This window comes from Streptomyces sp. NPDC057854 (genome assembly GCF_042797055.1).
Lineage (GTDB): Bacteria > Actinomycetota > Actinomycetes > Streptomycetales > Streptomycetaceae > Streptomyces.
The window spans coordinates 70,212-89,211 of record NZ_JBHVMF010000011.1; the positions used below are offsets into that span (position 1 = coordinate 70,212).

A 19,000-nucleotide genomic window follows, 5' to 3' on the forward strand; every position below is an offset into this window, starting at 1 on the left:
AAGGGGGACCGGTTCAGCGCCGGCGGGAGAGGAAGGGCAGTTCCGCCGTGGTGCGGAGCATGGGGAGGACGGGGGTGTGCAGGCCGATGCGGAACTCCTCCGCCGGGCGCGTCCCGCCGTCGAGGAACCGCAGGAGCGTGTCGACGGGGACCTCGGCGAACAGACGGGTGAAGACGCCGGGACCGGAGATCCTTCCGGTGTCGATGCCGCGCAGGAGGACGGCGTCCATCGCGAGGGCGCGCCGGGGGTGGGCGGGGGGAGGCAGTGGTTCCCGGCCCGCGTGCAGGAGGGCGGCGACGGCGCGCGTCTGCCGCTGGATGGCGGCGAAGGCGTATCCGGTGGAGGGCCGCACGGCTCCGCCGGCACCGCCGAGCCGGAAGGTGCTCAGGCCCGCCCGCCGGGGGAAGCGGGCATCGGTCATCGAGATGCGCCCGCGCTCCACGGCGCGCACGTCGAAGGGGCCCAGCCGGAGGACGGACCCCGTGTAGTGGCGGAGGGCGGCGTCGTACTCCCCGTCGGTCAGGGGCTGCCGGCCGAACTCCGTGTACTCGACGAGGGCTTCGTGCGGGGAGAGCGGCAGCACGTAGCCGAAGGAGAGGCCGTGCGGTGGTTGCGGCGTCCGGAAGTCCATGAGGTCGACGGCGTCCGGCGCGAAGGCGGGTTGTTCGGTGCGCAGGAACCATCCCTTGAAGTGCTGGACGAGACGGACGCGGGCCGCGGGCTCCGGGACCGGGGGCCGGGTGTCGAAGGCCCAGCGCGCGTGGACGCGGAACTCCGCACCGTCGGCGGACCGGCAGGTGACGGTGACCAGGTCGGGCCGGTCGTCGACGCCGTGGGCGGTGGCCTCGATCCGGCGCAGCCCGCGGAGCAGCGGGCGCAGTCCCCGGGAGAACGACTCGGACGTCAGCATCTTGTAGCGCAGCCCGCCCAGGTCGCGGTGGAAGGAGCGCCCGCCGGCCTCGTGCAGTCTCACCCTGCGCCACGACGACGTCAGCCAGGCGTCGTACGGTCCGGGGCCGTTCTCCCAGTAGCACCAGGTCCGCGGGGGCGGACGGAGGGGGCCAGGGGGCGGGTCGAGCAGGACGACGGCGGGAACGGGTGCGCCGGGCGGAGGGGCGAGGAGACGCCAGGCCAGGGACAGGCCGGCCGCCCCCGCTCCGATGATGACCACATCGCACCGCATGAACCCCGTCTCCTCTCGGTCGCGCGGACACGTTCCCGGTCGTCACCCGCGGAACGGCGGGGGCGATCCGTTCTGCGTGTCCGGGCAGTCCACCAATACCCCAGCCGCCGCTCCCCCGAGGACCGACGTCGCCGAGGGGGAGCGACGGATCTCCCCGTGCCTCCGAGCCCATCGCGACGGTGGCGGTCGCCGGAGGCGCGGCGGAGACTCGTCCTGCGGCAGGGATGCGACGCATGTGCTGGTTACTCCTCGCTGCTGTCCGTGCACGGCATTCGGCGCTCGCACCGTCCCCGGATGCACCGAAATCCGTCGAGCCGCTTGTCGCGGTTCGCCATGACGGGCAGGACACCGGGTCGAGGGCCCGGTGTCATCTTCCCTGTTCGGCACGGTGCTTGAGGTGGTGGAGCCAGTCGTCGAGGGACGCGTCCAGGGCTTCCTGGAGGTACGCGGTGTGGGCGTCGACCGGCTCGCCGGTCCAGGACTCCTCCGTGCGCACGACGACTCCGTCCTCGGTGGGCTCGAAGGTCCAGACGTGGACGGCGGTGATGCCCGCGGCCGGGCCTCCCCACACGATGCGACGTCCGTGCTCGACCTGCTGGACGGTCGAGGTGATGTTCTCCAGCCCCTCCGTGGACCACACCCAGGAGGAGCCCGGCCGCAGGGCGCCCTCCGTCTTCTTGACGACGGAGCTGACGCCCGGCTGCCAGGTCGGCCATCCCTCCACGTCGGTCTGGAGACGCCAGACGCGATGGGCCGGCGCGTGGATGACGATGGCGTCGCGGGTGATCACCGGGGCCGTTTCGTCGATCGTCACCGGCTGGGGGGCGACGTGGACGGCGCCGATGGCGGCGGCGAGGAGTCCAGAGGCGGCGTGAACAAGGGAAAGCACGAGTGTCTCCTGCTGGTGTCGGAGAAAGGGGCATGGAGAGACGGACGGCCGAGCGGTGCAGCACCACCCGACTTGCCATGTGAGTAGTCAATCACTCACCAACCTGAGCGTCAAAGCTGCTGTTCAGGCATGCTTCTGCCGGGCAGCGCTTGACGGAGCAGATGGGTGAGTGATTGAGTACTCACATGAACACGGAACCCCGGCGACTGTCCACCGCGGAGGAGCGCAGGGAAACAGTGCTGCGCACCGCCATCGGGGCGTTCGCCGCACGCGGCTATTTCGGCACGACGACCGCGGAGGTCGCCAAGGCGGCCGGCATCTCGCAGGCGTACGTCTACCGCCTCTTCCCCAACAAAGAAGCCCTGTTCACCGCGGTCGTCGCGCACTGCTTCACCCGGGTGCGCGCCGCCCTGGAGCGGGGGGCGGCCGAGGTCGCCGGCAGCGAGCCGCAGGCGGTGCTCGACTCCATGGGAGACGCCTACGCGCGCCTGATCAGCGACAACGATCTGCTTCTCGTCCAGTTGCACGCCCAGGCGGCGGCCGTTTCCGAACCAGCGATCAGGGAGGCCGTGCGCGCCGGGTACGCCCGCACGGTGGAGTACGTCCGCGGCGCGTCGGGCGGCAGCGAGGAGCAGGTCCAGCAGTTCTTCGCCGCCGGCATGCTCTGCCACCTGATCGTGTCCCTGGACGCTTCCTCCGTGGACGCTCCGTGGACCCGCACGCTGACCTCCGGCATCGTCCACTACTGACCCGACCCGCTCCCCTCCTCCAGCAGGCCGCCCGGCTGCCGCTCGCCCCGAGCGGCGGCCATCCTTCCGGGCCAGAGAGTGAGTGATTGACCACTCCCTCACTTGTCCTTATTCCTGATCCCTCCCCTCATCGAGGAGCACCTGTGCACATCACCGAGATCGTTCTCCCTGCCATCGGCGAGCCCGAGAGCCTTGAGGTCCGCCTGCGGGAACGCCCCCAGCCGGGCCCCGGCCAGGCCCTGATCCGCGTCGAGGCCAGTGGCGTGAGCTTCGCCGAACAGCAGATGCGTCGCGGCAAGTACTACGACATGCCGGAGTTCCCCTTCGTCCCCGGTTACGACCTCGTCGGCATCGTCGAGGAGCTGGGGGCGCCGGCCGACGGCGGGCAGCCCGGCCCGGCCGTGGGCCAGCGGGTGGCCGCTCTCACCAAGACCGGCAGCTGGGCCGACCATGTGCTGCTGGACGCCGCCGACCTCGTGCCCGTACCGGAAGGCGTCGGCGCCGCGGAGGCCGAGACGCTCGTGACGAACGGTGCGACAGCCTGGCGAATGCTCTTCCGCACGGCGCACATCCGGCCGGGTGACACCATCGTCGTCCACGGAGCCAACGGCGGCGTCGGCAGCGTACTGGTCCAGCTCGCCCGGACCCGGGGCGTGCGCGTCATCGGCACCGCCTCGGCCCGCAACCAGGAAGCCGTCGCCGCGCTGGGGGCACTGCCCGTCGACTACCGCGACGACGTTCCCGCCCGGGTACGGGAGCTGGCCCCGCACGGGGTCGCGGCGGTCTTCGACCACGTCGGCGGCAAGGGCGTCAAGGACTCCTGGCGCATGCTCGCCCCCGGCGGCACGCTCGTCTCCTACGGCAGCGCCTCGACCCGCGACCAGGCGGGAAACGGCACCCTCACGGTCCTCCGGCTCGTGGCCCGGCTGGCGCTGTGGAACGCCCTGCCCAACGGGCGCAGCGCCCACTTCTTCAACCTGTGGGCAGGAAAGGCCCGCAATCCCGGCACGTACCGTGCCGCCCTGCGCGACGACCTGACCGAGGTGTTCGAACTGCTGCGTGCCGGAACCATCCAGGCGCAGATCGACCGCGTGTACCCCCTGCACCAGGCGGCAGCCGCGCTGCGGCACGCGGAGTCCGGCACCGTCGTCGGCAAGGTCGTCCTCGCGCCCGGAGGCGACCCCACCGCCTGAACGGCCGACGGCCGAGATGCCGCGCAACAGGGCCTCCGGAGCCCGGCCGCGGCGCTGGACGTGAAGGACGTCCGGCGCCGCGGCACGGCCACCGCGGGCCGGTGTCACACCAGGCACGGAACGGGGCGCGCCGGACAGGGAGCTTCTGCACACCGCGCCGAGCACGGCGCGCTCCCCACGCGAGCCGCCGGCCCGCTCCTCACTCGTTCGCGCCGCTACCCGAATCGCACTCATGTCATGCTGACGCTCGCTTGCACCGCGGGCAGGGCGCCGCACCGGCGCCGTTCCGCCCGCCAGGGAGATGCGAAACATGCCAGATTCGGAAGAATTGCCCGGGATGCAACCACCTGAACCCGGGAGGACTCCCATGACTGTCGCCGATACGCCGATGCACCTCACGCGGGGCGCTCACGTAGGGATCTCGGTGTCCGACCTGGACGCCTCGATCGCGTTCTACTCGGCCCTGACAGGACGCGAACCCGTCGCGCGGGGAACGATGGACAGCGAACCCTTCGGCCGCACCCAGGGACTGCCGAACGCGAAGCTGAGGTACGCGACGATCAACATGGACGGGCTCGGCATCGACCTGATCCAGTTCGAGGACCCGGTCGGCGAGCGCACCAACGGCAGGGCGAACCGGCCCGGGTCCATGCACCTCTGCTTCAAGGTCGACGACTTCGACACGGTGTACCAGCGGATGAAGGACGCCGGATACGACTTCCTGGGCGACGACTACACGTTCGTCGCGGGCGAGGTCACCCCGGAGGCGGCACTCGGCACGAGGGTCGCCTACTTCAACGACCCCGACGGCACCAACCTGGAGATCATCGAACCCAAGGGCGGCTTCGCCAACTGACCCTTCCGGATCGGCTCCGGCAGATCAGGGGTAGGCCGGATCCCGCTGCACGGGGTGGACACCGCCGACGGTGCGCCCGCGCCCCTCGGTCACGCGGGCGAGGGGCGCGAGTCGCCGGCCCTCGGCAGCCTCGGCGAGGCCCCGTACAGAGCGGCCCCCTCGGGGACGGACCTCCTTCAGGAGCCACGGCCCCTCACCGGAGACATCGGCGGAGCCGCCGCGCCGGCCAGTGGAGCACGGGCGGCACACGAACAGGAACAGGCCCTCCTACCGGGCGCGCTCCGTCGGGTGGCGGCGCCCGCACAGCGGGCGAGGGCGTCGGACACCGCCCTTGACAGGCCGGTCCTCCTCATCGCCGGTGGCATCTCCGTTCACCTCGACGACCGCCTCGTCGGCGCGATCGGCGTCGACGGCGGCACCCTCGAGCAAGACCACTCCTTCGCCGCCGCGGCCGTCGACGCCCTCGCGGAGCGGGGCGATGAGCCGCACCCCGCAGGGGGTCTTCGCCGACCACGGCAACCGGCTCGGCACCGGCGGCCTCGAACCGATCAGCCGGAACCACACCGAGGACGCCGTGCTCCTCACCCCCCGAGGGCACCCTCGCGGGACGCGAGGGAGTGCAGCGGGGCATCGGCGCACTGCTCGCCGAACTCCCGGACGCCGCACGGCACCTGCCCCCCGGTTCGTCGGCGACGTGCTGTTCCTGCAGTGGAGCGCCCGCACCGAGACCCACGAGGTCACCGACATGGTCCACACGTTCGTCTTCCGTGACGGACTCAGGGTGATGAACAGATGCTCACGGGTAATGCCGGAGGACGCGAGAGCCTTGCCCACGCCGGCCTCGTTGCCGTAGATCGCCGCAGCGTCGATGGACCGGTAGCCGGCCTCGGGAGCGGAGGAGACGGCGGCGGTGGTCCCGCCGTCGGGAACCTGGAAGACGCCGAAGCCGAGCTGGGGGTCTCGACGCCGTTGTTCAGGGTGACGGTGGGGATGCCGGCGGGTGCCATGGTGGCCAAGCTGTGGAACGCCGACCAGGGCTACGACGCCGCCCGCCGCGCCTTCGACGACAGCCTGGCCAAGCTGGGCCTCGACTACGTCGACATGTACCCGATTCACTGGCCCACCCCAGCCCGTGACCTGCCACAGGGAGACCTGGAAGGGCATCGAGAAGCTCGTCGCGGACGGCCGGGTCCGCACCGCGGGCGTCTCCAACTTCCAGCCCGACCACCTGAAGCGGCTGATCGACGGCGCCGAGCTCGCCCCGGCCGTCAACCAGGTCGAACTGCACCCCGGCCTGCAGCAGAAGGAACTGCGCGCCGCGCACGCCGAACTGGGCATCGCCGCCGAGGCGTAGAGTCCGCTCGCCCAGGGCGCCGTCCTGAAGGACGAGGCCGTCACGGCCATCGCGGGCCGGCGCGCCACGTCCCCGGCGCAGGTGGTCCTGCGCCGGCACCTGCAGCTCGGCAACATCATCATCCCCAAGTCGGTGAACCCGGAGCGCATCCGGCAGAACCTCGACGTCTTCGACTTCACCGGCGACGAGAGGGCCGCGATCGCCGGCCGGACCGCGACCTGCGCACCGGACCGCACCGGACCAGTTCAACAGACCCGGCCCGAACCAGAGCCGACCCCGCGGAGATCCTGAGGACTGGGCCTCCGCGGGCCGGCGTCAGATGCCGGGGCTCTCCGGTCAAGCGGCGTTCCAATCGCCCCGGGCGGACGGGATCCACGACCGCCGCTCGGCGGTCGCGCCCGTCGCCCACCCCCACTGGCGCCCCGCGGAGCGCGAAGGAACGCCTCGGTTCCCATGAAGCCGCCGGGGTCGTGATGGCAAGCGCCGACCGGACATCGCGGGGCCGCTCGTCCGCGAGCCGACCGCCGACCGGGACGCGGTCCCGGTGCGAGCGACCACGCTGACCTGTCCGGGACGGCGGTCGGTCGTCCGGGCGCGGGAAGGGCAGCTCGATGCCCTGGTGAACGCGGCACCAGGACGCGCGGGTCGTCCGAAGCGCCGAGATGGCCGTCCCAGGGGGCGTAACCATCCACGCGCGCGCCCCGGGGGCGGCCGACCGGCCCGGGTTCCCGAGGCCGGTCGGCCGCCTCCGCCGCCCGTACTGAGGTCGACGTCCGCGCCGAGCCGTCGCGGGGTCACGCGCGGAGGGACGCACCCCATAGGGCGGACGCGCATATGAGGCGTTTGCATTAGTCGGCGCTTGCAAGTATTGTTCTCCTCGCCAGGTGCGGTTCGCACGCAGATGTGAGCGCACCGGCGGCCTTCCGGCCCTCCTCCCCCACCTCTCGCAAAGGCACTTCGCATGTCGCTCAAGAACATCCTTCCCGGACGCCTCGGCTTCGGCACCGCCCCGCTCGGCAACATGTTCCGCGCCATCCCCGACGACGAGGCCGCCGCCACCGTCGAGGCCGCCTGGGACCACGGCATCCGCTTCTACGACACCGCGCCCTTCTACGGCGCCGGCCTCGCCGAGGAACGGCTCGGCCAGGTCCTCGCCGGCAAGCCCCGCGAGGAGTACGTCCTGTCCACCAAGGTCGGCCGGGTGATCCTCGACGAGCACGAGACCGACGTGCCGGACTTCGGCGAGAAGGGCGGCCTGTTCGAGCACGGCAACCCGAACAAGATCCTCCACGAGTGGACCGCCGACGCCACCGAGCGCTCCATCGAGGACAGCCTGCGGCGCCTGCGCACCGACCGCCTCGACATCGTCTGGGTCCACGACATCGCCCAGGACTTCCACGGCGACGCCTGGCTCGCCAAGTTCGAGGAGGCCCGCACCGGCGCCTTCCGCGTCCTGTCCCGCCTCCGCGACGAGGGCGTCATCAAGGCGTGGGGCCTCGGCGTCAACAAGACCGAACCCATCGAACTGACCCTCGCCCTCGACGAGCCGCAGCCCGACGGCTTCCTCCTCGCCGGCCGCTACACCCTCCTCGACCACGAGCACGCCCTCACCCGCCTGCTCCCCATGGCGCAGGAGCAGAACGTCGACATGGTCGTCGGCGGCCCGTACAGCTCCGGCATCCTCGCCGGCGGCACCCACTTCGAGTACCAGCAGGCCCCCGCCGTGATCGTCGAGCGCGTCGGCAAGCTGAAGGCCCTGGCGGACAAGCACGGCATCTCCATCAAGGCCGCCGCCCTCCAGTTCTCCCTCGCCCACCCGGCCGCCGCCGCCGTCATCCCCGGCGCCACTCGGCCCAGCCGCATCGCCGAGGACACCGCCGCCCTGAACGAGACCGTTCCGGCCGCGTTCTGGACCGACCTGCGCGCCGCCGGCCTGGTCAGCCCGGCCGCCCCGCTCCCGAACAACGCCTGAGTCCCACGCCCTCCCCCACGGAGCACCATCATGGCTTCCACGTCCGTCTCCCGCGCCGTCCCCGCCTCCCCCCAGCAGGTCTGGAACCTGATCGGCGGCTTCGACACCCTTCCCGACTGGCTCCCCTACATCCCCGAGAGCACCGCCCTCGAAGGCGGCCGGGTCCGCCGCCTGAAGAACCCCGAGGGCGAGGTCATCGTCGAGCGCCTCGTGGACTTCAACGAGGCCGAGCGCCGCTATTCGTACACGATCCTCCAGGCTCCGTTCCCGGTCACCGGGTACGTCTCCACCCTCCGCGTCCACCCGGTCGACGGCCGGGACGACATCGCCGAGGTCCAGTGGTCGGGCCGATTCACCCCGGCGGGCGTCACCGACGCCGAGGCCGAGGAACTGTTCGCGGGCATCTACCGCGACGGCCTCGACGTCCTGCACCAGGCCCTCGCCGCCTGACCTCCGCCACCCCGCACGGCCCGGACACGCACCCGCGTGCCCGGGCCGCGGGCGGTCCGGGCCGGTTCGCCGACGACAGTCGAAGTCGTCCCCGCGCGCTCACCCGTACCGACGCCGTCCACCGAGCGTTGAAGGAAGCGCCCTAGCCGTTGAGGAACTCGGGACACCGGTACGGTCCGAGGGGCTGGGCCTCCGGCGGGCGCAGGGTGACCTCCACGTCCTCGGTCCTCACCCCCGGATCGAGGACGGACTGGGCGCGGGCCAGTGTGCACACCAGCTGCCCCGTGCCCTGGTCACGGCCCGTCGCCCCGTAAGGGTCCTCCAGGCGCACCGTGACCCCGGCGCCCCGCCCGGTCACCGTGTAGCCGCCCAGCTGGACGAGGTTGGTGAGGCCGTCGCGCTGTTCGGCGGGCGGCGGGCCGCTCATGAGCAGCTTCACCACCGAGTCGAGGCTGTCGACCTCCCTGTCGAGCACCGGCACGCCCCGCAATCCGCCGTCCGACGCGTAGTACAGCCGGATCCCCCGCGTCAGCCCGGTCGCCGGCTCGCCCGCGCCGATCACCCCGGTCGGCTGCACGCCACACCCTGCCAGGGCGATCCCCAGGACAAGCGCCGGCGCTCCCGCCCGTACCCTCACTCCGCGTCCTCACCAGTGTGCCGCAGGGGCAGTCGCAGGGTGAACACGGCGCCGCCTTCCGCCCCTTCGGCGACGTCGATGGTGCCGCCGTGCAGCCGCGCGTTCTCCAGCGCGATCGCCGTGCCGAGGCCGCTGCCCTGCCCGTCGGTGTCGGATGCGCTCCGGGTGCGCGCCGCGTCCGCCTTGTAGAAGCGGTCGAAGACCCGCTCCCGGGCCTCCGGCGGCAGGCCCGGGCCGTGGTCGGCGACCTCCACCGTCACCCACTCCCCCGTCGCGCCGTCCGTCCCGAGGGTCACGGTGACCGGCGGGGCTCCGTGCCGCAGCGCGTTGCCCACCAGGTTGGCCACGATCACGTCGACGCGGCGCCGGTCGACCACCGCCCGTACGCCCTCCTCGAGGCGGACCTCCTCGAGGCGGACCTCCACGCACTCGGTCCAGCCGCGCAACGCCAGGCAGGCCCGTACCGTGTCGGCGAGATCGGTCTCGGCCGCGTTCAGCCGGACCGCCTTCGCGTCGAAGCGGGAGATCTCCATCAGGTCCTCGACGAGCCGCGAGAGCCGCGCCGTCTCCCTGCCCACCGTGCGCGCCGCCCGCGCGGCGTCCGGCGGCAGCTGGTCGGCGTCCTCCTCCAGCACGGTCGCCACCATCGTCATCGCCGCGAGGGGGGTCCGCAGTTCGTGGGAGACGTCCGCGACGAAGCGGCGCGCCTTCGCCTCCTGTTCGCGCAGGCGCGCGTCGGAGGCCTGGAGGGCGTCCGCCGTGTCGTTGAACGTCTGTGCCAGATCGGCGAGTTCGTCGTGCCCCTTGACCGGGACCCGGCTGCCGAGGTCGCCCTTCGCGAGCTCCCTGGTGACCCGTCCCAGCTGTCGTACGGGGCGGAGGACCGTACGGGCGGCGAGCAGCGCCAGGACGGCGGTCAGCACCATCACCGGCAGGATGCCGGCGCGTACGGAGTCCACCAGGGCGGCGGTGTCGTCGCGCTCGGCCCGGAGGTCGGTGATCGCGAAGACCTCCAGACCGGAGAACCGCCGGTCGCCGTCCGCGTACGTCACGGGCATGCCGACCACCAGGTACGGCTCGTCCCGCCATGTCACCCGCTGGAACCGGGCCCCGTCCCCGGCCCGGACGGCGGCCCGCAGCTCGGCGGTGATCCGGCCCTGCGTGTCGGCGAGCGGGTCGGACACCGCGGCGAGGTCCTGGTGGCGCGCGACGACGATCCGGGCGCCGAGGCCGTCGGAGACCTTCGCCGCGAACCGGGCGAGCGACCGCTGGTCGGGCGGCAGGTCGAAGTCGGCGGCGACCGCGGTGACCCGCGTCCGTACGTCGTTCACGGCGGCGTCCTGGGTGCGCCGGAGGACGGCGGTCCGCGCGTCCCGGTAGGCGAGCGCGGTCGCGGTCACCGCGCTGACCAGCGCGACCACGACGAACGTGACGACGAGCCGGGTCCGCAGCCCCCCGACGAGCCTGCGGGAGCGCCGCCTCGGGGCGTGGGCGCCGGCCCCGCCGTTCGCCGCGCCGTTCGCCGCGCCGTTCGCCGCGCCGTTCGCCGCGCCGTTCGCCGCGCCGGCGGCGCCGCGCGTGCGCCTCACAGCGGGCCGAAGCGGTAGCCGAAGCCCCGCACGGTCTGGACGTACCGCGGCCTCGCCGGTACGTCCTCCAGCTTCGCGCGCAGCCGGCCGACCGCCGCGTCCACCAGCCGGGAGTCACCGAGGAAGGTGTGGTCCCAGACCGAAGCCAGGAGCTGCTCGCGGCTGAAGACCCGGCCCGGGGAGGCGGAGAGTTCGAGCAGCAGCCGCAGCTCGGTGGGCGGCAGCGGGATCACGACGCCCCGCTTGGTGACGGTGAGACCGGCGCGGTCGATCACCAGGCCCGCGAGGTCGGCGCCGGCCGCCCGGGACGGCGCCGACGGCTCCGCGCGCCGCAGCGCGGCCCGGATGCGGGCCTCCAGGACGGGCGCGGTGACCGGCTTGACCACGTAGTCGTCGGCGCCCGCCTCCAGGCCCGTCACGATGTCGTGGTCGTCCCCGCGCGCGGTCAGCATGATCACGGGAAGCGTGGTCGTCCGGGCGCGGATACGACGGCACACCTCGAACCCGTCCATCCCGGGCAGCATCAGGTCGAGGACGGCCAGCTCGACCTTCGCGCCGTCGGAGGAGTCGAGCAGCGCGAGCGCCTCCTCGCCGGTGGCGGCCGTGGCGACGCCGTACCCGTGGCGGCGCAGCACGAGCTCCATTCCGTCCCTCACGGACGCGTCGTCCTCGATGAGCAGTACATGCGGCATGCGGTCGATTATGGGTGCCGCAACCACCGGCCCGCCGCCCGAAGGGGGACTGAAGCCCCAGGTCGGGGGCATTGTTACGTGCCCATCATGTCGTCATGGCATCGTCATCACGTGGCCTCACCAGGGTGGTGCCCATGAGTCCGAAGACAACCTTCCGCGCCGCCGCCCGGCTGCGCCTGACCGCCCTCGCCGTGCTTCCCGTCCTCGCCTTCTCCGCGGCGTGCGGCAGCGGCGGCGACAGCACCGCCGGCGACCGGACGAACGACGAGATCGCCTCCGTGCCGGAGGCCGCCACGGCCTCGCCGTCCGCGAAGGACGGCAGCGCCCCCAGCACCCGGCCCGCCGGCAAGAGCGCCTTCTACGACGCGCAGCTGCTCTACGTCCGGTGCATGCGTGACAAGGGCGGCTACAAGGACTACCCGGACCCCAAGCTCAGCGGCCACCTCGACTGGGCGAAGATCGAGGAGATCTCCTCGCGGCCCGGCCAGATGGAGGCCGCCAAGGGCGGCAAGAACGGAGTGTGCGCCGCCGAGCTGCAGAAGGCCATGCTGGCCGAGCCGCAGCGCGACCAGCAGAAGGACTACGAGTCCATGCTGGCGCACGCCAAGTGCATGCGCGACAACGGCGTCTCCCAGTTCACCAACCCGACGATGAGCGGCGGCAACGCCCAGCCCGGCGGCGATCCGAACCCCGCCTCCCCGACCATCGACCACGACTCGCCCGCGTACAAGCAGGCCCGCGAGGCGTGCAAGACGAAGCTCCTCGACGGTCTGGACGGCATGCAGTGAAGCGCCGCACCGTCTTCCGTACCGTCGGCGCTGTGGCGGTCGCCGCCGCCGTGACCGGCGGAGCCGTCCACTTCGGCGTCCTCGGGGACCTCGGGAGGGCCCACGAGGGGAACGACCCGGGGGCCTCCGGGAAGGGCGGCGGACTGCCGCCCGCCACCACGACCGTCGTCCGCACCGACCTCGTCCAGTCCAAGACGGTCGACGGCAGGCTCGACTTCGCGCAGCGCCGCCCCGTCAAGTCCGCCGTCGACGGCACCGTCACCGTGGCCGCCTCCGAAGGACGGACGCTGACCATGGGGCAGGCGCTGTACGAGCTGAACGACAAGCCCGTCACCCTGCTGTACGGACCCGTCCCCATGTTCCGCGAGATGAAGCCGGGAGACCGGGGCAGTGACGTGCTCCAGCTGGAGCGCAATCTGCGCGACCTGGGATACGGGGCGGGCCTCTACGTCGACACCCGGTACGGCAAGGACACCGAGGCGGCGGTGAAGCAGTGGCAGAAGTCCCTGAACCGCGAACCCACGGGAAGGGTCGGCAAGGGAGACGTCGTCTTCCAGCCCGGCCAGGTCAAGGTGGTGTCCGTCGACGCCGCCCTCGCCGACCAGGTCGCCCCGGGCGAACCCGTCCTGACGATCGCCTCCACCAGGCCCGTCGTCCGGGCCCACCTGGACCAGACCGACGGCGCGCTCACCGACGCCGGCACCAAGGTCGAGGTCACCCTGCCCAGCGGGAAGACCGTGCCCGGGCGGGTCGCCGGGACCGTACGCCCCGAACCGGGCGGCTCCGGGGAGGGCGCGGCCGCGCAGGAAGGCATCGTCGTCGAGGTCGTCCTGGACGGCGGGGCGCGCGCCGCGTCCGGGGAGGACGCCAAGGCACCGGCCAGCGTGAAGTTCGTCAGTGAGGCACGCGAGGGCGTTCTCGCCGTCCCCGTCGAGGCGGTCCTCGCCCTGCGCGGAGAGAACGGCGGCTACGGACTTCAGCTCGTCCAGGGCACCACCACGCGGACGATACCGGTGGAGACGGGGATGACCGCCGACGGGCAGATCGAGGTCAGCGGACCGCACGTGCGGGAAGGCATGACGGTCGGGATGGCGGCCTCATGACCCCTGCCGCCGCCGCGTCGCCGGCCTCTCCCCTGCCCCTGGGCCCCGCCGCGTCGCCGGCCTCTCCCCTGCCCCCGGGCCCCGCCGTGTCGCCGACGTCCCCCCTGCCCCCGGGACCAGCCGCGCCGCCGACGTCCCCCCTGTCCCCGGAGCCCGTCGTGGAACTGCGCGGCGCGACCAAGACGTACCCCGGAGGCGTCCACGCCCTGCGCGCGGTGAACCTGTCCGTCGGCGAAGGCGAACTCCTCGCCGTCGTCGGCCCGTCCGGCTCCGGCAAGTCCACGATGCTCAACATCATGGGCACCCTCGACAAGCCCACCAGCGGCACCGTCCGGATCGCCGGCCACGACGTGACCGCGCTCTCCGACAACCGCCTCTCCGCACTCCGCGCCCGCCACATCGGTTTCGTCTTCCAGCACTTCCACCTGGCGGCGGGGCGCGACGCCGTGGACAACGTCGCCGACGGACTGCTGTACGCGGGCGTGCCGCTGCGGGAGCGCCGCGCGCGGGCGCGGCACGCACTCGACCGGGTCCGCCTCGCGCACCGCCACTCCCACACGCCGAACGAACTGTCCGGCGGCGAGAAGCAGCGCGTGGCCATCGCCCGCGCGCTGGTGGGAGAGCCCAGACTGCTGCTCGCGGACGAGCCGACCGGCGCCCTCGACACCGCCTCGGGCGAGGTCGTCATGGACCTGCTGCGCGAACTGAACGAGGCCGGCACCACGATCTGCGTCATCACCCACGACCAGGAGATCGCCGACTCCCTGCCGCGCCGGGTGCGCTTCAAGGACGGCGAGATCGTCGCGGACGAACGCGGCGCCGCCCGGACGGAAGGAGTCCCGGGGTGAAAGGCACCCTCAAACCCTCCCGGCTCTCCCCCGGCGACATCCTCCGCGTCGGCGCGGTCGGCCTCCGCGCCCGCCGCGCGCGCGTGGTGCTCTCCGCGCTCGGGATCGCCATCGGCATCGCGACCATGGTCGCCGTCGTCGGCCTCTCCGAGTCCAGTCGCGCGGACCTGATGGCCCGGCTCGACCGGCTCGGCACCAACCTCCTCACCGCCGAGGCGGGCAAGGACACCCAGGGCAAGGAGGTCAAACTCCCCAAGAACGCGGTCGCGATGGTCGAGCGCATCGGCCCCGTCCGACAGGCCACCGGAACCGGCGACGTCGACGCCCGGATCCGCCGCAGCGACCTGGTCCCCGAGGAGCGCACCGCCGGCGTCACCACGCAGGCGGTCCGCACCGACCTCCTGGCCACGCTCGGCGGCGAGGTCGACAAGGGCGCCTGGCTGGACCCGGCCGGCGAGCGGCTCCCGGTCACGGTCCTCGGATCGGTGGCCGCCGACCGGCTCGGCATCACCGGCATCGGCGAGACGATCATGATGAACGACACCCGTGTGGTGGTCGTCGGCATCCTGAAACCGCTGGAACTGGTCCCGACGCTCGACCGGGTGGCGATGATCGGATTCCCCGCCGCCGAGCGCCACTTCGGTTTCGACGGCCACCCGACCACGATCTTCGAGCGCTCCACGGACGCGTCGGTGGAGGACGTACGGGCGGTCCTGGCCCGCACGATCAGCCCCGGCGGCGAAGCGGCCGTCAAGGTCTCCCGGCCCTCGGACGCGCTCGCCGCCCGAGCCGCCGCCGACGAGGGCCTGACCACCCTCATGCTGGGCCTGGGCGCGGTGGCGCTCCTGGTCGGCGGCGTCGGCGTCGCCAACACCATGGTCATCTCCGTCCTGGAACGCCGGCAGGAGATCGGCCTGCGCCGCTCCCTCGGCGCGACCCGCAACGCGATCCGGCTCCAGTTCCTCACCGAGTCGCTGCTGCTGTCGGCACTCGGCGGGGCGTCGGGGGCGCTGCTCGGCGCGGCGGCGACGTACGGCTTCGCGCGGACCCAGGACTGGACACCGGTCGTCCCGCCCTGGTCCCTCGCGGGCGGCCTGACCGCCACCCTCCTGATCGGCATGATCGCCGGCCTCTACCCGGCGATCCGCGCGTCCCGCCTCCACCCGACGGCGGCACTCAACGCGCCGTGAGGCGGGCCGGGCGCGGCGCCGACTGGGCGGTGGGCGGGGCTCACGGCAGCCGCCTCCGAGGAGAAGGACATACGGCTGCGTCCCGCCCGAGTCATGCCGACGCGGGTCGACCAGCCGACTGTTCCGCGCGCGTCTGGCACGGGGCGCATCTGGGAGCAGGGCGTGGGTGGCGCGGTGGCGGGTGGTGAGGTCATGGGTGGCACGGTCGTGGACAGGCCGAGGCTCTGCTGGACAGCCGAGGAGGGCAAACCGGGGTCGGCAGCACGCGGTTCGCCGACCCCGGGGCAGGGTCTCGGTCCACGGCATCCCGCCCTTGCCCGCGTCGAACGCCCCTGCGAGCCGCCGGCGGCGAGGAGGGCGTGACTCCTCGATGCTTTGCACGATCCCCCGGCGGGGCCGTGCCCGACCCCGGCTCAGCGAGCGCCGGGGCCGGGCCATCCGTATTCCGCCCCGCGGCCCCCTACCTTCTTGCGCTCACCGTCGCCGGCGCCGGTGAGGTGCACCCGGTGGAGCACTGGACCGCCGCGGGCCCGGGGTCCAGGCCGGTACGGCGCCTGTTCCGTGTGGGGCCCACTCAGAGCCGGTTCGGACGCGGCCACGCGAAGACCGCACTCGGTCATCATCGTGCTGGTCGTGGCGCCCCCACTGGAAGCCCGGGCTGTTCCCGCAATGCGCTTCCGTGCCCACCGACTACCCCGCCCCTCGGCAATCGACTCATGCCCTGTCGGCGCGGTGCCGTCCGACTGCCGTTTGCGGGGACCGCGGCCGGGCAGGCGCCGGAGCGACGCGAACCGCCATGGAGGCGTATGTGAAGTGGTCCCGCCGCACGGTTCTCCTCGGCGCCGGACGGGCCGCCGCCCCGGCCGCCCCTGCAAGGTCCGGCGGGCGGTCCCGGACGACGGCTCGGAGACGCTCGTCCGTGCCTCCAGCGGCATCACCGCCGAGGCGACGACCACGTACCCACGACCACGTCATACCGCGGCTGCGCCCGCAGACCGACAGTCCGACGGCGCTACGGCACGCCGTCCGCGTCTCCCGCACCGCCGACACCATGTCCGTCCTCGGCATATTCACCGGAGCCGGCGACGAGCCCCCCTCGGCGCGCAGACCCGAACGAAGCGCCGCGGAACCCCCGTCACGTTCACGGCGGACGGATGCGTCCGCACCGCATCCGCCCCGGGAGGACGTCACACCGGCCCTCGATCCTCCCAGGCGAAAAGGAGAACCATCATGACCACCCACCCCCGCACCACTGCCCGGACGCCCGTGCAGCTCGCCGCTCTCGTGGTGGGAGTCGTCTTCCTGCTGGTCGGCGTCCTCGGTTTCATCCCCGGGATCACGACTGACTACGACTCCCTGAAGTTCGCCGAGCACCACTCGGAGGCCAAGCTGCTCGGCGTCTTCCAGGTCTCCGTCCTCCACAACATCGTCCACCTGCTGTTCGGCGTCGCCGGCATCGCCATGGCCCGCGCCGCCACGACCGCCCGCACCTACCTCATCGGCGGAGGCCTGATCTACCTCGTTCTGTGGATCTACGGCCTGCTGATCGATCACGACAGCTCCGCCAACTTCGTCCCGGTGAACACGGCGGACAACTGGCTCCACTTCATCCTCGGCGTCGGCATGATCGCCCTCGGCGTCCTCCTCGGACGCCGCCGCGCCCTGCACACCTGACAACCAGCTGGTGCCCCTGCCCCTTTCGCGACAGGGCGTCGAGCAGTCGCGAAAGGGACGCCGGCGTAGCGACCCGCCAGCGCCACGACCACGCGGAGCCGCCTGAGCAGCCGTACAAGTCCCCCCAGGCTGACCAATAGACGCTGCAGAAGCGCTCAGAACGGGACGGCGGCAGGCCGGACATGGGGGCAGGAGGTCGGCGTCGGCAGGTAGCCGGCCTGGGCGGCGAAGGCTTCACGCGGACAGGCCCGGCGGTCAGCTGGCGCCGGCCTCCATGAGTGGCGTGCCGGCTGCGGCGTGCCCTCGGGTGGCGGCCGCTGCGGCGAAGGAGCGGATGACGGGGAGGGAGCCCACCCGCCGTTGCGCAACCGCTGTCCCGTCTCTTCTCGTCATCGCGGTTGGCGTGGTCAGCCGCCGGCTCGGGACGGCCACCGGCTCGGCCACCCGCTCCCGGCCTATGCGCTTCCGGCAGTTTCCCCAGCCATGACGCAGGAGGTGTTCACCTGCCCGATGACACACTCCCGTCCGTCAAGCTGCTCACCGCCGAGGCGAGCATCACCCAGCCCAGCGCAGAAGTGCTGTACGAGACGGCGCTCAAAGAGCTGCGCAGCATGGGTGTACGCAGCCGGGTCCCGCTCTGCCGCTGCCGCTCGCGCGGGCGAGGAGGCCGGGGGGGTGTCACCGGTAATCAGAGGTCATCCGTACCTCGCCGAAGCGAGGGAAGATCCGCTCCACGGCGAAGTCGTGTTCGTCCGCGGCCAGTGCGGACATCGCGTCGGCCACGAACTCCAGCCGGTAACCGTGGTCGGACGCGGCCCGCGCGGTGGACTCGACGCCCATTGAGGTGACCAGTCCGGCAAGCACCAGCGTGTCCACGCCCAGGGCGCGCAGGCGCTCATTCAGGCCGGTGCCGTAGAAGGCACCGACGGTTCGCTTGACCACCACGAGGTCGCCGTCGTGCACCAGGCCGTCCGCGAAGCCGCTGCCGGGCGGCTGTTCAGCGACGCCCGGACGTTCCGCCCGCACCATCACCACGGGCCGCTTCCGTACCCGGAACGACTCGGCCAGCTCGCGGCCGCGCTGCAGTACTTCCTCTCCCGTGCGGGGGGCGAGCGGAAGAGCGATGATGCGGGGCATCAGGTCGATCAGGACCAGGGCGGAAGGCATGCCGGTGATCATAGGACCGACCCTGTCCAGAAGAACAGATCTTCGAACCGAGCCCCACCGTCCCATCGATGCGGCGTCGAAGACGCCCACCGGCCGAACAGCTGACGTTCCCGAAGACGGCCCCGTCCAGGGGCCGGACCTGTCAGGACGAGCTTCAGAGGCCCTTGCCACTGCGCCGGCAACAGAACAGCGGCTTCATACCGGGACCGGAGTAAGGCCGGTCGGCCCGGGGACGAGCAGACGCCGGCCGAGAGCGGCAGGCCGAGGAAGCGCCCTGAGGTAGCTGTCCGTGAGGTGCTCCCTCACAGGCCCCTGCGGTACGGATGGCCCGCGCCGTTGCGGGTCACCGCTTCAACTTCCAGGGCCGCCTGGCGGCCCGAGCAACGAGAACGGTAACCGCCCGGCCTCCGACTTGTGCGCCGCGCGGGCCACGGCGCCTCGGGCGCTGTCCCTTCGCCGAGGGCAGCGAGGCGGGCGGTCGGGGCCACCGGCTGGCGGCAGCTGGTCGGTGACGTCAGGGCCGGGGGTGAGGGGACAGCAGTGTGATGCGGTACTCGCCGCACCCGTCTCCCCCGCCCCGCACGCCCTGGCAGGCCGCCCCGGGTGCCGAGGGACGACCCGCGACGGCGAGTCCGGGCCTGTCCAGGGCTCGGGTTCCGCAGCCGG

At 72.6% G+C, this 19,000-nt stretch carries 17 protein-coding genes and 1 pseudogene; 12 read left to right on the top strand and 6 right to left on the bottom strand.

The window, feature by feature from the left end; genetic code table 11:
• Positions 1–13 precede the first annotated feature (13 nt).
• Entirely contained in the window at positions 14–1,183 is a 1,170-nt protein-coding gene (locus ACFVQZ_RS17680; RefSeq protein ID WP_383623531.1) for a lycopene cyclase family protein, read from the bottom strand.
• Between the two features lie 367 nt (positions 1,184–1,550).
• Positions 1,551–2,072, bottom strand: coding sequence for an SRPBCC family protein (locus ACFVQZ_RS17685; RefSeq protein WP_383623534.1), 522 nt, complete (start codon positions 2,070–2,072; stop codon positions 1,551–1,553).
• A gap of 185 nt (positions 2,073–2,257) precedes the next feature.
• Here ACFVQZ_RS17685 and ACFVQZ_RS17690 point away from each other — a divergent pair, with 185 nt between their 5' ends.
• The 7 genes and pseudogenes from ACFVQZ_RS17690 (at position 2,258) to ACFVQZ_RS17720 (ending at position 8,646) form a co-directional block, all read left to right on the top strand.
• The gene (locus ACFVQZ_RS17690; RefSeq protein ID WP_383623537.1) at positions 2,258–2,821 is read left to right on the top strand and encodes a TetR/AcrR family transcriptional regulator; all 564 of its coding nucleotides are present in this window, start codon (positions 2,258–2,260) and stop codon (positions 2,819–2,821) included.
• 143 nt (positions 2,822–2,964) lie between these two features.
• On the top strand, positions 2,965–4,014 hold the full coding sequence (locus tag ACFVQZ_RS17695; protein WP_383623540.1) for a medium chain dehydrogenase/reductase family protein: 1,050 nt from the start codon (positions 2,965–2,967) through the stop codon (positions 4,012–4,014).
• A gap of 367 nt (positions 4,015–4,381) precedes the next feature.
• Complete coding sequence (locus ACFVQZ_RS17700; protein WP_383623543.1) at positions 4,382–4,870, top strand: VOC family protein; 489 nt, start codon at positions 4,382–4,384, stop codon at positions 4,868–4,870.
• Between the two features lie 288 nt (positions 4,871–5,158).
• A complete protein-coding gene (locus ACFVQZ_RS17705; RefSeq protein WP_383623876.1) occupies positions 5,159–5,641 on the top strand; it encodes a heme-binding protein in 483 nt (160 codons plus the stop codon).
• A 21-nt stretch (positions 5,642–5,662) separates the two neighbouring features.
• Positions 5,663–6,457 (top strand): annotated as a pseudogene (locus ACFVQZ_RS17710) (aldo/keto reductase); the annotation flags it as partial.
• Between the two features lie 728 nt (positions 6,458–7,185).
• Positions 7,186–8,196, top strand: coding sequence for an aldo/keto reductase (locus ACFVQZ_RS17715; protein WP_030495747.1), 1,011 nt, complete (start codon positions 7,186–7,188; stop codon positions 8,194–8,196).
• Between the two features lie 30 nt (positions 8,197–8,226).
• Entirely contained in the window at positions 8,227–8,646 is a 420-nt protein-coding gene (locus ACFVQZ_RS17720; protein ID WP_383623546.1) for an SRPBCC family protein, read from the top strand.
• Positions 8,647–8,788: 142 nt separating this feature from the next.
• On the opposite strand, the gene ACFVQZ_RS17725 is transcribed toward ACFVQZ_RS17720, so the two are convergent.
• The 3 genes from ACFVQZ_RS17725 to ACFVQZ_RS17735 all read right to left on the bottom strand — a co-directional run bounded on the left by ACFVQZ_RS17725 (position 8,789) and on the right by ACFVQZ_RS17735 (position 11,564).
• Positions 8,789–9,223 (bottom strand): hypothetical protein, encoded by a 435-nt coding sequence (locus ACFVQZ_RS17725; RefSeq protein ID WP_383623549.1) that lies wholly within the window; start codon positions 9,221–9,223, stop codon positions 8,789–8,791.
• 56 nt (positions 9,224–9,279) lie between these two features.
• Positions 9,280–10,734, bottom strand: coding sequence for an ATP-binding protein (locus ACFVQZ_RS17730; RefSeq protein ID WP_383623879.1), 1,455 nt, complete (start codon positions 10,732–10,734; stop codon positions 9,280–9,282).
• Between the two features lie 134 nt (positions 10,735–10,868).
• Positions 10,869–11,564, bottom strand: coding sequence for a response regulator transcription factor (locus ACFVQZ_RS17735; RefSeq protein WP_030495743.1), 696 nt, complete (start codon positions 11,562–11,564; stop codon positions 10,869–10,871).
• Positions 11,565–11,698: 134 nt separating this feature from the next.
• Between ACFVQZ_RS17735 and ACFVQZ_RS17740 the strand changes: the two genes are divergently transcribed.
• The 5 genes from ACFVQZ_RS17740 to ACFVQZ_RS17760 all read left to right on the top strand — a co-directional run bounded on the left by ACFVQZ_RS17740 (position 11,699) and on the right by ACFVQZ_RS17760 (position 17,167).
• A complete protein-coding gene (locus tag ACFVQZ_RS17740; protein ID WP_383623554.1) occupies positions 11,699–12,352 on the top strand; it encodes a hypothetical protein in 654 nt (217 codons plus the stop codon).
• Entirely contained in the window at positions 12,349–13,455 is a 1,107-nt protein-coding gene (locus ACFVQZ_RS17745) for a peptidoglycan-binding protein (RefSeq protein ID WP_030495741.1), read from the top strand. Before ACFVQZ_RS17740 ends, ACFVQZ_RS17745 begins: the two co-directional genes overlap by 4 nt.
• A 158-nt stretch (positions 13,456–13,613) precedes the next feature.
• Positions 13,614–14,303, top strand: a complete 690-nt coding sequence (locus ACFVQZ_RS17750; RefSeq protein ID WP_321192951.1) for an ABC transporter ATP-binding protein — start codon at positions 13,614–13,616, stop codon at positions 14,301–14,303.
• Positions 14,300–15,493 (top strand): ABC transporter permease, encoded by a 1,194-nt coding sequence (locus tag ACFVQZ_RS17755; RefSeq protein WP_383623558.1) that lies wholly within the window; start codon positions 14,300–14,302, stop codon positions 15,491–15,493. The genes ACFVQZ_RS17750 and ACFVQZ_RS17755 overlap by 4 nt, the downstream gene beginning before the upstream one ends.
• A gap of 1,230 nt (positions 15,494–16,723) precedes the next feature.
• Positions 16,724–17,167 carry a DUF4383 domain-containing protein gene (locus ACFVQZ_RS17760; RefSeq protein WP_383623561.1) on the top strand — a complete coding sequence of 148 codons (444 nt, stop codon included), beginning with the start codon at positions 16,724–16,726 and terminating at the stop codon, positions 17,165–17,167.
• Between the two features lie 678 nt (positions 17,168–17,845).
• Here ACFVQZ_RS17760 and ACFVQZ_RS17765 read toward each other — a convergent pair.
• Positions 17,846–18,334, bottom strand: coding sequence for an isochorismatase family protein (locus ACFVQZ_RS17765; protein ID WP_321192950.1), 489 nt, complete (start codon positions 18,332–18,334; stop codon positions 17,846–17,848).
• Between the last annotated feature and the right edge of the window lie 666 nt (positions 18,335–19,000).